Origin of the sequence: Vibrio sp. J2-4, from assembly GCF_021728155.1 — a bacterium.
GTDB lineage: Bacteria > Pseudomonadota > Gammaproteobacteria > Enterobacterales > Vibrionaceae > Vibrio > Vibrio diabolicus.
The window spans coordinates 83937-97958 of sequence record NZ_JAKKCN010000003.1 but is presented as its reverse complement, the minus strand read 5'-3'; the positions used below and the strand labels follow the sequence as shown (position 1 = coordinate 97958).

At 43.8% G+C, this 14022-nt stretch carries 11 protein-coding genes and 4 tRNA genes; 8 read left to right on the top strand and 7 right to left on the bottom strand.

Translation table 11 applies throughout. The annotated features are described in order from the left end of the window. The first annotated feature begins 8 nt into the window (after positions 1 to 8). The 5 genes from viaA (at position 9) to dld (ending at position 5085) form a co-directional block, all read left to right on the top strand. Positions 9 to 1463: an ATPase RavA stimulator ViaA gene (gene viaA / locus L3V32_RS10685; RefSeq protein ID WP_193447534.1), complete on the top strand. Its 1455-nt coding sequence runs from the start codon at positions 9 to 11 to the stop codon at positions 1461 to 1463. 206 nt (positions 1464 to 1669) lie between these two features. Beyond that, positions 1670 to 1743: transfer RNA gene (locus tag L3V32_RS10680), tRNA-Cys, on the top strand. A 37-nt stretch (positions 1744 to 1780) separates the two neighbouring features. Beyond that, positions 1781 to 1856 (top strand) — tRNA-Gly (locus tag L3V32_RS10675). 236 nt (positions 1857 to 2092) lie between these two features. Further along, the gene (locus L3V32_RS10670) at positions 2093 to 2995 is read left to right on the top strand and encodes a LysR family transcriptional regulator (protein ID WP_065645675.1); all 903 of its coding nucleotides are present in this window, start codon (positions 2093 to 2095) and stop codon (positions 2993 to 2995) included. A gap of 383 nt (positions 2996 to 3378) precedes the next feature. Next, complete coding sequence (gene dld, locus L3V32_RS10665) at positions 3379 to 5085, top strand: D-lactate dehydrogenase (RefSeq protein ID WP_109169012.1); 1707 nt, start codon at positions 3379 to 3381, stop codon at positions 5083 to 5085. A gap of 60 nt (positions 5086 to 5145) precedes the next feature. Here dld and L3V32_RS10660 read toward each other — a convergent pair whose 3' ends face one another. From L3V32_RS10660 to L3V32_RS10650, 3 genes are read right to left on the bottom strand one after another with little or no spacing between them, the layout of a single operon-like run. Then, on the bottom strand, positions 5146 to 5619 hold the full coding sequence (locus L3V32_RS10660; protein WP_046875380.1) for a GNAT family N-acetyltransferase: 474 nt from the start codon (positions 5617 to 5619) through the stop codon (positions 5146 to 5148). Then, positions 5612 to 6535: an ornithine cyclodeaminase family protein gene (locus L3V32_RS10655; protein ID WP_046875381.1), complete on the bottom strand. Its 924-nt coding sequence runs from the start codon at positions 6533 to 6535 to the stop codon at positions 5612 to 5614. Before L3V32_RS10655 ends, L3V32_RS10660 begins: the two co-directional genes overlap by 8 nt. Positions 6536 to 6537: 2 nt before the next feature. Further along, the gene (locus L3V32_RS10650) at positions 6538 to 7689 is read right to left on the bottom strand and encodes an alanine racemase (protein ID WP_046875382.1); all 1152 of its coding nucleotides are present in this window, start codon (positions 7687 to 7689) and stop codon (positions 6538 to 6540) included. A gap of 112 nt (positions 7690 to 7801) precedes the next feature. Between L3V32_RS10650 and L3V32_RS10645 the strand changes: the two genes are divergently transcribed. Beyond that, positions 7802 to 8713, top strand: coding sequence for a LysR family transcriptional regulator (locus tag L3V32_RS10645; RefSeq protein ID WP_134645709.1), 912 nt, complete (start codon positions 7802 to 7804; stop codon positions 8711 to 8713). An 87-nt stretch (positions 8714 to 8800) separates the two neighbouring features. On the opposite strand, the gene L3V32_RS10640 is transcribed toward L3V32_RS10645, so the two are convergent. From L3V32_RS10640 to L3V32_RS10625, 4 genes are all read right to left on the bottom strand, one after another. Further along, positions 8801 to 9109 carry an AzlD family protein gene (locus L3V32_RS10640; protein WP_124007969.1) on the bottom strand — a complete coding sequence of 103 codons (309 nt, stop codon included), beginning with the start codon at positions 9107 to 9109 and terminating at the stop codon, positions 8801 to 8803. Further along, positions 9106 to 9837 (bottom strand): AzlC family ABC transporter permease, encoded by a 732-nt coding sequence (locus tag L3V32_RS10635; protein ID WP_237284261.1) that lies wholly within the window; start codon positions 9835 to 9837, stop codon positions 9106 to 9108. The genes L3V32_RS10640 and L3V32_RS10635 overlap by 4 nt, the downstream gene beginning before the upstream one ends. A gap of 316 nt (positions 9838 to 10153) precedes the next feature. Then, positions 10154 to 11383 carry an alanine racemase gene (gene alr, locus L3V32_RS10630; RefSeq protein ID WP_164665665.1) on the bottom strand — a complete coding sequence of 410 codons (1230 nt, stop codon included), beginning with the start codon at positions 11381 to 11383 and terminating at the stop codon, positions 10154 to 10156. Positions 11384 to 11572: 189 nt separating this feature from the next. Beyond that, the gene (locus L3V32_RS10625) at positions 11573 to 13204 is read right to left on the bottom strand and encodes a methyl-accepting chemotaxis protein (RefSeq protein WP_012842212.1); all 1632 of its coding nucleotides are present in this window, start codon (positions 13202 to 13204) and stop codon (positions 11573 to 11575) included. Between the two features lie 552 nt (positions 13205 to 13756). On the opposite strand from L3V32_RS10625, the gene L3V32_RS10620 reads away from it, so the two are divergent. Next, positions 13757 to 13843, top strand: a tRNA-Leu gene (locus L3V32_RS10620). A 36-nt stretch (positions 13844 to 13879) separates the two neighbouring features. Then, positions 13880 to 13953, top strand: a tRNA-Cys gene (locus L3V32_RS10615). Positions 13954 to 14022 lie beyond the last annotated feature (69 nt).

The following is a 14022-nucleotide window of genomic DNA, read 5'->3' as shown; positions in this document are numbered from 1 at the left end:
GAGACGACATGCTAGGTGCAGACGGACTTAACCTCGCGCTGATGGTAGCCGACTCTGGCATCATCGATAGTGCAGTTAATGATTTAATGGCGCGTTCACAAGTCATGATGATGGCAGAAAACCGAGGCGTTAAATCTTCAGTCAAAGGCCACTTATTAAAGTGGAGGGGCAGTGTTAAAAAACGGATTACCAAGGTATGTGAGACAGAGCGTTTCCAACAAGAGCTGTCTTTATATCAAGAAGTCATTCACTGGGATGAAGAGGCGTTTTTCGAAAACATCGAAGATGTGATTAAAAAGCTTGAGTGGCACTCCGCTTTTTATATGCAGGCTCGCCGAATGATGGAGAAGAACAAGGGGATGAATAATCCCATGTTCCCACATTACTTCTGTGATCAATGGTACCAAAGTCTAGCCGATGCGATTAAGCAAGCGCAAGTAAGCGAGCTTGAGGCCAATAAAGAGAAAGTGCTGAATGACCTGTATCAGCGTATGGAGACCATGCGTAATATGGATAAGGTCACGGAGTCGGGTGATGCTGAAAGTTTAGGGCGCTTATGGGATATGGCATCTGCCAAGTTGAGCAAAACTGACTTAACAGTGATGAAACGCCATGCGGAGTTTCTGAAGAAGCACCAAGGCTTGCAAGAAATAGCCGAGCAACTTGGCCGTATGGCGGGGCAAGTGAATGATCCCGAACTTAACCGCGCACCTACTGAAGAGCTACAAATGATCGAAGAGAAGAGTGATGAAGCGACAGATGATATTGTCGGCATTCACGAAAGCGATGATTTAAATAAGCTACTTCCCAACGAAACGATGTTTTTGGCGTATCCTGAACTCGAGGTCGTGTTCTATAAACACTTAGTCGATAAACGACTTATGAACTACCGTACACAGGGCAAATCGCGCACGTTACGTAAAGTTAAAGCTCACCGACCTGACAACAAAGCGGTAGATATCGAAAAAGGACCGTTTATTGTGTGTGTGGACGCGTCCGGCTCAATGAGCGGGTTTCCTGAACAATGCGCCAAAGCCATGGCTTATGCGCTGATGCAAATTGCATTAGCGGAGCAACGTGATTGCTATGTCATTATTTTTTCGACGGAACACATTACGTATGAGCTAACCAAACAAGATGGTCTGCGCGAGGCGGCGGACTTTTTAACTTATAGCTTCCATGGTGGTACAGACTTAGAGCCAACTTTGATCAAATCTATCGACTTGATGAGCGGTGATAAGTACAAAAATGCCGATATGGTGGTCATTTCCGACTTTATCGCGCCAAAACAACAAGACGAGTTGCTTGCCAAAGTGGATGCGCTTAAAGCGAAGAAAAACCGTTTTCACGCGATCAGCCTATCTAAATACGGAAACCCGGCATTGATGTCGATGTTTGATCACACGTGGTCTTATCATCCTAATGTTGTGGGCAGGTTGCTTAAACGGGTCGGTAATTACTAAGTGACATTGAAATTCTATTGAGTAAAACGTACAGGAAGCTAGATTTATATTGCTTCGTTTTAAGCCGATAAGATCGAACTTTGGTCTAATTGGCTTAAAAGAAATCAAACAAACAGAAAATGAAAGATTTTTGTTTGACTATCTTCTCTCAATCCGTAAAGTAGCCACCAACGCAACGGGGAAGAGCCCTGAAGCGAAGTAAAAAAGGCGCCTTGGCAGAGTGGCTATGCAGCGGATTGCAAATCCGTGGACCTCGGTTCGACTCCGGGAGGCGCCTCCATTATTCTTTTGAGAGTGAATGGCTTTCGAGAATCAATGCGACACTAGCTCAGTTGGTAGAGCGCAACCTTGCCAAGGTTGAGGTCACGAGTTCGAACCTCGTGTGTCGCTCCAAATTATTCAGATATGGCAATTGCGATATCTCGATGCCAAGTGCATCAACTTAAAACCAGCGAAAGCTGGTTTTTTTGTATCTGAATATTGATAAATTTACGCCATCTCAATTTCTTGAACTGTGGTTATAACCCTTGTTTCTGTCACCAGTTATGCTGTTAAGTGTGACCCGATATTTCGCAGATTGACCAATATCCGTTTACAATATCGGTCTACAAAGGATTTGACGAAGACGCATGAGAAATACCGACGATTACATCATTTTCTATCACCTGATCGAGCAAGGCTCATTCAGTGCTGCTGCAAGACACATGTCATTGACCAAATCGGTTGTCAGTAAACGCATCGCGAAGCTTGAGCAAGAGCTTGGTGTACAGCTTCTTTACCGAACAACGCGAACGTTAACGTTGACGGAGGCAGGGCGAGCGTTCTTTACTCATGCAAAAGCCGTTTATCAAGCGGTGGCAACGGCAGAAGAATCCATTGTGGGGTTAGGTAAGAATTTATCTGGAAACATTAAAGTTTCTGTACCCACTATCTCTGGTGAGTTAATTCTTCCTCAAGTGATCAATGAGTTTAATCAGAAATACCCTGACATCAATATCGATATGGATCTAGATAATCGTTTCGTCGATATCGTGAATGAACGTTTTGATCTGGCAATTAGAACGGGTGTGTTGCCAGATTCTAGCCTGATCGCAAGAAAGCTGGTGGATGCCAATTGGATTGTTTGTGCGTCACCTCAATACCTTGCTAAACATGGCATTCCTAAGCAACCTCAAGCCTTGGATAAGCACAATTGTTTGGTTTATTCCTACCAAGAAACCGGGGCGCGTGAGTGGGCGTTTAAAGAGGGAGACGAGGTGTATCAAATTACAGTCGACGGTAACCTCTGTACCAACAACTCTTCGGTATTGAGAAATGTGGCGCTGTTAGGGCAGGGAATCATCTATGTACCGCGTGTCTTGGTTTATGAAGACTTAAAGCAAGGCAGTCTGATTCAGTTATTTAAAGACGAAACCGCCAAATGTTTGGGTATTTATGCGGTGTATCCTTACACTCGTCAACAACCAGAAAAAATTAAGATCTTCATTGATCATCTATACACCAGCTTTCAAAGTCAAAATCATCGATTTTAAGACAATAACTCAACACTAATCGTTATGTTGGTGTTGAGTTATTGTTTCCATCTTCATTTCTAATAATTCTTATAAATTTAGAAGCTTAAGCTTTCTCCTTGTTTTATCACTAATATTGATAACAAGATACCTCGCACAACTGTTAACAAATGGTTTTGCTATTGTTTCTTTTAAGAAACGGTCTGTTTCTTACGTTAAATTTCTCAAATGTGAAAGATAAGTAACAGAAAAATAAAGAATTATTTTGTTTGTTGTTTATTGGTTAAGTGTTGCTCGCCTGCCTGACATAGACGCCGAGAAATGGACTGCTTATAGTGGCTCAAACGCCCATTACCGTCACTAAACGGTGATGTGAGCGAAGTACAATAACTAGAGATACGGATATGAAACAAAAGCAGCTGATTGACGAATTTAAAACTATCGTTGGGGAAGAAAATGTCCTAACCGACGAGGTTAAAACAAAATACTACCGCTCGGGTTTTCGCTCAGGTAGTGGCACTGCGCTTGCTATCGTGTTTCCTAATACTCTTGTAGAACAATGGAAGATCATTAAACAGTGCGTTGAAGCAAACTGCATTATTATTATGCAGGCTGCCAAAACAGGTTTAACAGAAGGCTCAGCTCCAAGTGGTAATGATTATGACCGTGATGTGGTTGTGATCAATATTACCAAAATCAAGAAGATTCACTTATTAGATGGCGGTAAGCAGGCGGTATGCTTGCCTGGTGCAAGTTTGCACTCATTGGAAAAAGAATTGAAGGCGGTGAACCGAGCGCCGCACTCTATCATCGGTTCTTCATCATTAGGTGCCACTGTGGTTGGTGGTATCGCCAATAACTCAGGCGGTGCGTTAGTCAAGCGTGGTCCTGCTTACACCGAACTGGCGATCTATGCGCAGGTCGATAAGCAAGGCCAGTTACACCTGGTTAACCACCTTGGTATTGAAGGGTTAGGTGAAACGCCAGAAGAAATTCTGACAAACCTGCAAGAAGGAAACTTTGACCCAGCGAAGATCATTCATGACGAGCGAATGGCATCAGACAAAGAATACGATGAACGTGTTCGAGACGTGACTTCTGACATTCCTTCTCGTTTTAATGCCGATGAACGTCGATTATTTGAAGCCAGTGGCTGTGCTGGTAAGTTGGGTGTTTTTGCCGTTCGAGTTGACAGCTACCCAGTACCTGAAAAAGAGCAGGTTTTTTACCTTGGCACCAATGATCCTGCGAAACTGACGAAGCTGCGAAAAGACTTCTTATCTACGTTTGAGAACTTGCCTGAGATGGGAGAGTACTTGCATCGAGATATCTTCAACATGGCAGAGAAGTACGGCAAAGATGTCTTCTTATCCATCGATTTATTAGGCACAGATAAGCTGCCAAAAATGTTTGCACTTAAAGCTAAAGTAGAAAATTTCTTAGAGCGCGTCCCGTTTGTTAGTAAATACTTGCCGGATACCATTTTGTACTACGCGAGTAAGTTGTTCCCACAACATTTACCAGAACGAATGCTGGATTTCCGCGACAAGTATGAGCATCACCTGGTATTAAAAATGAGTGATGGTGGTATTGCTGAGGCACAAAAATACCTCAAAGAAGTTTGGGCTGTTGAAGACGACTGTGATTTCTTCGAGTGTACGCCGGAAGAGGGTAAAAAAGCTTATTTACATCGCTTTGCAGCAGCAGGTGCAGCAATTCGTTACGAGACGATTCACCGAAAAGACGTAGAAGACATCGTTGCACTTGATATCGCTTTGCGACGTAATGATGAAGAGTGGTTAGAAACTTTACCGGAAGAGGTGAGTAAGAACCTTGTTCAAGCGCTCTATTATGGTCACTTTATGTGTTATGTATTCCATCAAGATTACATTTTCAAAAAAGGGACCGACACGAAGTTGATGAAAAAGCTGATGCTAGAACACCTCAATAGCCGTGGTGCTAAATACCCAGCAGAACATAATGTGGGTCACTTGTACGAAGCTGAAAATTCGCTGCAGAAGTTTTACCACGAGCTAGATCCAACCAACACCTTTAACCCTGGCATTGGCAAAATGGACAAATACAAGCGCAATTGTAACTGCTGTGCGTAAACATTGAATATTCATCAAGTCAACCTGGTGGAACACTATATGGCCGACCAGGTTGGCTTTTTACTCTTTGACGCTAAAAATCAACTCTATTTCATCATCAAGTCTTCTTCCTGTTGGGGTAAAACCAAGCTTTTGGTAAATATGGAGAGCATTCCCTTCCTCTTTATCCATTGTGGTTAGGGACACGCCTTGTAAACCGATAATGGAAGCGTATCGCTTGCTAAAGTTAATCGCTTGATTTCCCAATCCCTTTCCTTGAAAACGATGGTCAATCATGACGCGCCACACGTACAAATGATCCTTTTGAAAGTGATCATCGAACTTGTCGAGTAGTCTTGGATCGATAAGAGAGATGAGCCCTGCTGGCTTGTCGTCTAAATAAATGCCGTAACTGACGCTATCGTCGTTGAAACTCGCCTCTGCAAGCCATTCTGCATTATTAGCAATGAGATGTTTTTGGGACTCTTCCACGGAGAGGTCGATAATGTCATCGATGGTGTTACCGTTTATTTTTAAAAAGCTAACGTTATTCATGGTAATCTTCCTTGGATAGGTATTTATCTAAAACCATTTGCGCAACATAAAGATCTTGATAGGCAATTCCTGAGCTATCAAAAATAGTAATGTCGTTTTTGTTCCTTTCTTTTAATTGAAGCTTGTCACCGATCTGATAGATCTCTTTATCTGGCGCATGCTGGAACTCACCAATCGTTTTGGACTGAGATAAATAGTCACAGTAGAGGGTGGCGTTCTCAAATAGCGATGGTGGAAGTTCCTGTTTTCCTATTTTATCTGCTCCCATTGCAGAAATATGAGTTCCAGGTTTTACCCATGAAGATTCAAACAAAGGAGCGGTGGACGCTGTAACGGTAACAATAATATCTGCGCTTTCACAGGCTTCTTGAGCGGATTTGATGTCTGTTGTTAACCCTTCTTTGCTTAGCTCTTGCGCTAATTGGTTGGCGTTAGTCTGATTTCTACCAACAATCAGGACTTTAGATAGATTCCTAACTTTTGAAATGGCAAGCGCTTCGTATTTAGCTTGATGACCTGTGCCAAATAACGCGAGTACAGATGAATCTTGTCTCGCCAGTAGATCAACAGCGATGGCATCAGCTGCTGCAGTTCGGTAGGCATTGACCAAGCTTGCTGACAAAATGGCTTTCATTTCCCCCGTATCCGGTGAAAGAAGAAAGATATGAGTGCCATGGTTTGGTCGCCCAAACTGATTATTACAAGGCCAATAGCTTCCCATTTTCCAACCAAGTAATTGATTTGTGCATGCTGATTTGAGTGAAAACATTGAGCCTTCGATCGGGCCTGATGCGTTAACGACCGGAAATATTGATGAGTGCTGATCTTGTACTGAAGAAAATGCCGCTTTGACCGCTTTGTATGCCAGTTCGTGAGAAATTAACGCTGCAGTCGTTTTTTCATCTAGATAAATCATGCTTACCACCCTGAAACACGTTTCCATTGCTCAATTTGACCCTCTACCAAGTCAAAGACATAGTATTTACTGTGCATCGCGCTTGTAGAACATGCATGATTTGGGACGATGTGTACTCTAGAACCAATGGGAAAACATTCGAAGTCGATCTCGCTTCCAGAAGCCGCTTCGAGTATGCCGTGCTCTTGATTTACCTGCACGACTTTCAGTATTTGATTCTCTTGGCCGTTCGGTTGGAGAACCACGCCATAACATTGTTCGTCATGGCCTTTATCTAAAGAAAGAGCCATCCAACCAGCATCAACAAATATTTGCCCCCTCGATTTGTTGTGTCCAATAACACTACTTACTACTGAGATTGCGATATCGTTTAAGGTACACACTCCGAGCCGATGCATCACTAAGTCAAACAATGAATAGACGCCAGCTCTGACTTCTGTGATTCCACTTGTGTTTGTGTATGAGCATGCCGTCGGGGTAGACCCCACGCTGACTATTTCGCAGTAAATCCCAACCGACTCGAGGCGTTTCGCTGCAAGTTGTGCAGTCGCTACTTCATTACTGGCGGATTGGTTTAATGCTTCTCGAGACTTACAGTGGTAAGACTCACCTGCGTGGAGCATCACCCCTTTAAAATCGGCCAAACCCATATCTAAGCTCTTAGCCATTGCAATTAGGGCTTCGGAATCTGCACTTACACCACCTCGGTGTCCGTCGCAATCAATCTCTATCAGGCAGCTAATGACACACCCACGTTCTTGACAGTAGGTGTTAACGAAATCGATTTGTTCCATGCTATCAAGTAAAACCACAATACTCATACCGCGTTTCAGTAGCAGTTCGACTCGCAATAGCTTTTCTTTTGATATGCCAACAGCATAGAGAATGTTTTTACAACCATAACTGGCAAGCTGTTCTGCTTCCTCAAGGGTGGATACAGTGATTGGGTCCTCTATAGAGTCAATTAAGTAAGGAAGCGCATCTAACGATTTTACTGTCTTAAAGTGGGGCCTTAGTGGTGTGCCTAGTTTCGACATATGGCTGCGCATTTGAGTAAGGTTGCTCAAAAATTTTTGTTTGTCCAAATAGAGAAATGGTGTGCCAATAGCATTGTATTGTTTTTCTAAATTAGGGTGTTCTGTATGCTTAATCATTTCATTTACCTAAGCTTGCAAAGTGAAATCAACTATTGATGAAATGATTATGAAGTAGGAAGAAGTTGAATTATATTAACAAAAATCTACTTATACATTAGGTTGAAAGTTAATGTTAACGACAGAAGATATTCGATTTCTTGTGGTTGTTTCTAACCATCGAACATTGGCAGATGCGGCTCGTGCGCTCAATATAACGCCTCCATCAGTCACTCAGCGTATTCAACATATCGAAAAGAAGCTATCGCTTAAGTTACTTCAACGGCCTTCGCGCATAGTTAGCTTAACAGAAGAAGGGCGCGTTTTAGTCGATACAGGTAGTTCTATCCTTGAGGATTTGGATGAACTCACCGATAAACTCAATGAAAGCAGAGGGGATGTCAGTGGTCGTCTAAGAGTATTGGCGCCCCTTGGCTTTGGCAACGATGTGATAGCACCTTTATTAGGTGAGTATAAAAAAGCTCATCCGCGCCTAGAAGTGGAGCTAGAGTTATCAGATAAGCCAAACTGGGCCAATCATCATAAATGGGACATTATCATCTACATTGGTCACCTGGCGGATTCCAGCCTTAAGATGGTGAGTTTAGCCCCAAACAAGCGCTTTGTTTGCGCTTCGCCGGAGTATTTATCACGTTATGGACAGCCTGAAACTCCGCAAGATCTTAAGAGGCATCAATGTATTGCGTTGAGAGAAAATAATGAAGATGTCACGTTGTGGAGCTTTACTCATACAGTCTCAGGAGCCATAGAAAATGTTCGAATTCGTCCTTCACTTGCAAGTAATGAGGGCAGAGTGATTAAAGACTGGGCCTTAAGAGACTTAGGGGTCATCATGCGATCTGAATGGGATATTCAGTCACAGATTGATAGTGGTAAATTAGTGCGATTATTACCAGATTACGAGCTTCCAAATGCCGATATTGTTGCCCTCGTGAGTTCTGCTGCGCATGAGAGGTCAGCGCGAGTCACTGGCTTTTTATCTCTACTAAAAGAGCAATGCCAAAAAGCACCGTGGTTAAGTTGAGACTAAGTTGTTATGGTTAGTTTATAAGGCTCGGTTAAGCTCACAATCGAAGAATGTGAGCTTAAGTAATTATCTAGCTGAGGACGGTTAAAGAGCGCGTACCGCGGCGGCTGCGATGATGCCAGCTGCAATTGCGGGCAGAGGCTTTTTCACGATGAACATGACGACAGCAGTAGAAAAAAGTGCTGCTCTAGCACCGTAATCACCCTCAACCGCTAGTGGGGCTAAAAGGGCAACCAATACGGAACCTGACATCGCAGTAATGAAACGTTGAACCCGTTCGCTAATTGGAATAAATGACATAACATACACTCCGCCCCAGCGGGTTATGAGCGTGACTAACGCCATAGCGATGATGATAAGCAGTGTGCCACCAACGCTCGTTTCGATGTTCATGCTTTTTTCTCCTTCCAACAAGCACCTAAGACTCCACCAGTAATGGCGCCAACCACTACGTGGCTATTCTCTGGTAAATACCAGTACGCCAACATAGAAGAGGCTGCTGCTGTGGCCCAAATCGCAAAGATTCTTAAGTCTTTCGGCCCTGCCACCACCATAGACAGCAGGAAGCATCCCATAACCATATCGAGCCCGAGGCCCACCGGGTCTTTGATTGCGTTACCAAAATAAATGCCGATCCAGGTGCCAACAATCCAAAACGACCACATCGCTAAGCCGCCACCAACAAGCAAGCCAAAACCTGGTTCTTTTCTACCAAATGCATTGAGTGCCATTGCCCAGTTCGCGTCTGATGCTACTAGCATTACACCGTAACGTTTTTTCGGCGGGAGTTGTCGTAACCATGGATAAAGCGTAGCGCCCATCAAGAGGTGACGAGCATTAATAGCAAATACAGTAATAAGCACTGGAATCAGAGGTACTTCTGCTCCCCACATTTCTAGCGTGGCAAATTGTGAAGCACCGGCGAAGACCAGTGTGCTCATCAACATAGTGGGAAATACATCTAGTCCAGTTTGTACGGCGGCAACACCGAATGCGAGGCCAAATATGACCACAAACATGGACAGAGGTAAAAGTTGGGTGAAACCGTTCCACACGTCGACCCGAGTAAATTCGTGCAACTCAGATGAGGAACGCTGAAGATGTTGAGTATTTTCTGTCATAGAGATACCTAGCCAGCAGGCAAAAAGGGCAGTGCCATATGAATGCGTTTGTTATTCTTTTGTAAACTTCATGTTTAACATCAATTGAAAGGGCTTTCAAACACTAAGTGCTATATAAAAAACAAGTATACCTGAACGATTTTAAAATGAAGGGGTTAGAGGATTTGTCACTTGCTAGGGCTCAAGGAAAGTAACGCAACGCAAATAGCAAACTCTGTTCAATTGAGAAGAGCACGGATTGTTACAGATTAGTATATAAGTAGGAAAGCGAGCACGAGGCTCGCTTTTTCGTTCTGTTACGAATAACTGAAAGGGTTTATTTTACGTAGACACGAGGGTTCGCAGTACCCCAAACCGTGTATAGTTCTGGGAAGATGACCTCTGCATGTTTTTCCATTTCTGCTGCCGAAATCGTTTTGCCTTGCTGAGAGCCAAACAGTACAACTTCAGAACCAGGCTCAACATCTTTGATACCTGTAATATCAACCATGGTGGTGTTCATTGAAGCCACACCTGCAACTTTTGCTCGTTGGCCATTGATCAGTACTTCTGCCGTATTGCCCATTTTTCGTGGGTAGCCATCAGAGTAACCAACAGGAATGTTCGCCATTAGGCTTTCTTTGCTCGTTTTGTAGCTGCTGTCGTAACCGACAGTGCTATTTTTTGGCAGGTGGTGAACGGATGCCACGCGTGTTTTGAAAGACACGATAGAAGGGTACTCAGGGTTGGTTGGCAGATCACCGTATAAAACGCCACCAGGACGAACCATATCAAGCTGTGCTTCAGGAACATTAAGTGCAGTGTAAGAGTTGGCCACGTGCAGCAAAATATCTTCGCGTTTTAGGCCCGCTTCTTTAATCAGCCATGCAGAGCTGTCTTTGAACGAAGATAACTTTTGACGAACTTCGTCTGCATTGTAGTTAGGGAAATGAGTCATGATGCCAACAATATTAACGCCAGCTTGTTGAGCGATTTCTAGCGCTTCTTGCTTGCCCGCTTTTGTCGTCATATCAACGCCATTACGTCCCATACCACCGTCGTTAAGAGCAAGGTGAACTTTGATTTCTTTACCCGCTTTCTCTGCTAGCTTAGACAGTACTTTGGCTTGCTCTGCAGTGCCAATCAGCTCTTCAATATTTAAGTCGATTGCAGCTTCGATCTCGCCAATATCCGCCGAGCGTACACGCATAAGTTGACCTTTAAAGCCACTGTCGCGAACGGTCTGTGCTTCGGCGTTACTTGCAACGGCAACGCAAGGGATTTGTTGTTCGATAATAGTCGGCATCAGGCCCGCGATGCCATTACCGTATGCGTCGGCTTTCATCACGGCGCAGATTTTCGTTTTGCCATCCATGTGCGACTTGAACTGCTCAATATTATCGCGGAATTGACCTAAGTTTATTTCCAGCCAAGCGTTAGCGCCTTGAACTTGCTCTGCTTTTACTACAGTGTTGCTAATTTGAAGAGGGGCAGCAGTAGCTTGCATCGCAGGAGCAACGGTTGCAGCAGCGATAGTTAGTGATAGTAAGGTTTTATTTAAGCGCATAAAGTCTCCGTACGCGTTTTTTGTATTGGTTATGTTATTGAGTACTTGGGGAAAGTACCTGACGAAGTAAAACGCTCCAAGTAGTGCTTTGGAGCGTTTTTGAAGATCATGATTCAATATACCTAAGTGATTGCACTCAATTTGTGCAAATCGAGGTTGATTCAATATCAACTAAGGTATCCACTGAGTTTAACTCAGTTTAAAGCGGCTCATTACATCTTTAAGAGAAATTGACAGCTGGCTTAGCTCACGACAAGCCTGTGCGGTTTGCTCTGAGCCCTGTGATACTTCTTGAGATGCCAAGTGTATGTTTTCAATGCTGCGGTTAAGCTCTTCTGCAACAGAGTCTTGCTGGTTACAAGCCGTGGCGATTTGGGTGCCCATGTCTGAGATATCAGAAATCGAGTGTTCAATGTCGCTCATCAGCTGTTTTGATTGAATGCCTTGCTCTGCACATTCTGAGATACTGGTTCTAGAAAGTTCTGTCGCAGATTTCGCGTCTTTTGCAAGCGATTGTAGCTGTTCAATGATCGACGTAATTTCGCTGGTTGAATCTTGCGTACGGCCTGCAAGCGTTCGAACCTCGTCCGCAACCACGGCAAAACCGCGACCAGACTCACCAGCACGCGCAGCTTCAATGGCTGCATTAAGAGCAAGTAGGTTGGTTTGATCGGCAATGTCACGGATAACATCAACAATAACGTTAATTTTATTCGATTGCTGTTCAAGCTCTGCCACAGTATCGCCCGCAGCACCAATTACGTTTGAAACTTCATGAATCGCGTCAACCATGCCTTGCGTTTCACGAACACCGTGTTGTGTACGACGGTTTGCTTCGTTAGCTTGGTTCGCTGAATCTTCAGTATTACGTGCAACATCGGCTACTGCTGCTTTCATTTCTGTCATTGCCGTAGCAATGTGTGTAATTTGCAGTTGTTGATCCTTCATACCAGATGCAGAAATATCGGAGATTTGATTCATCTCTTCTACTGCACTGCTTAACTGTGTGACCGCAGCAATCACGTTGTCGATAACTTGGCGCAAGTCATCTTGCATCTTAGTGGTCGCATCTGCCAGCTCACCTAGCTCGTCATTGCCGATGGCTTTACGATCGATGTCGTTTGATAGGTCACCTGTTGCGATGGCATTTGCTTGCTCGACAACAAGTTTTAGTGGGCCACAGATAAGGCGTGTCAGCACGTACGTCATGCCTACCATGATAAGTAGAATAATCACGTTGCTCGCAATTGACGAGTTACTCAATCCATTTACAGAAGAAAGAATATGAGTTTTGTTACTGTCCATAGCATTTTTAAGTAGACGGATCAGTTCACCGAGCTCAGAGTCAACCGCTTCGAAAGCAGGTAAAGAGTTCGCCAAAATAGGGTGGGCCTTGCTTTTGTCGTTGGCTAGCATCGCTTCGTTGTACTGATCCATAGTAACCAAGTACTTTTTCCACTGACGCATAAGGCGCTGGTAAGTTTGTTGCTCTTCACCAGGCCAAATCGTTTCACCGTAAGAATCGAGCTCTTTGCTGATCTTTTCACGTTCGCGAATGTTGCTGGCAATTTTGTTTCTGATTTGGTCTGCGTCTTCATAAGTGTATGTCGCAAACTGAGCACGGCGCCAGCGAGACAAGTGATCTCGGATCGAATCTACTCTTTCCATAGCAGGAAGCGTATCATCGGTATAGTTTAAAAGCTCAGATTTAATGCTTTTGAGCTCTGTAGATAAAAACACGCCAAACGCAATGTTGACGATGGCAATGAGTAAAAACGATAGCGATATCTTTTTCGCTATAGAAAGATTCTTGATAGACATTAGTGATATACCTTGTTTTTCTTATGGTGTGTCGCCAAAGTAAACCACGTCCTTATATGTGATATATGTCCATTAAATTACTGCAACGAGTGTAAGCTATCATTATTTATTGATATTTTCGATAATGAATTGAGCTTTTTTTGAAAATAAAAAATGTCAATGATTTTATAAAGGTACGACCACATTCGATGCAAAGTTATCGGTAACAAAATATGATATTTCGTGTGAAATAGTGCCAAGAGTAGGGACTCCAATTGTTACAGATGTTACAGAGCTGAAGAGAGTGGTGACTACGATCCGCGTTAGTCAGGCGTTTACAAGCTAAGCCGTTACGGGCATCAACATGTGTGTGACTTAGAGTTGATGAAAGCTAACGAGTGTTTCTTGGCCTAATTGAATGCCAATTGTACCGCCTGGATCGCTTTTTAAGCACTTAAATCAAAAAGATAAAATTTATTGTTGACCAGATAAATTAATCCGTTAAAGTACGCCTCGTTCTCACGGCAAAGGTCGCTGAGACAGATGGTGTCTAACCCATCGCATGATTGCGTTGCCCTGGTGGTGGAATTGGTAGACACAAGGGATTTAAAATCCCTCGGCGTTCGCGCTGTGCCGGTTCAAGTCCGGCCCGGGGCACCATCAAAATCTTTGGTGACAGAGAGACAAAATCAGAAAGGCGCCTTGGCAGAGTGGCTATGCAGCGGATTGCAAATCCGTGGACCTCGGTTCGACTCCGGGAGGCGCCTCCACTATTTCGAAAGCCAGTCTTAAATGACTGGCTTTCTTCGTTTTAAATCCATCAATCTATACTCGTTCAC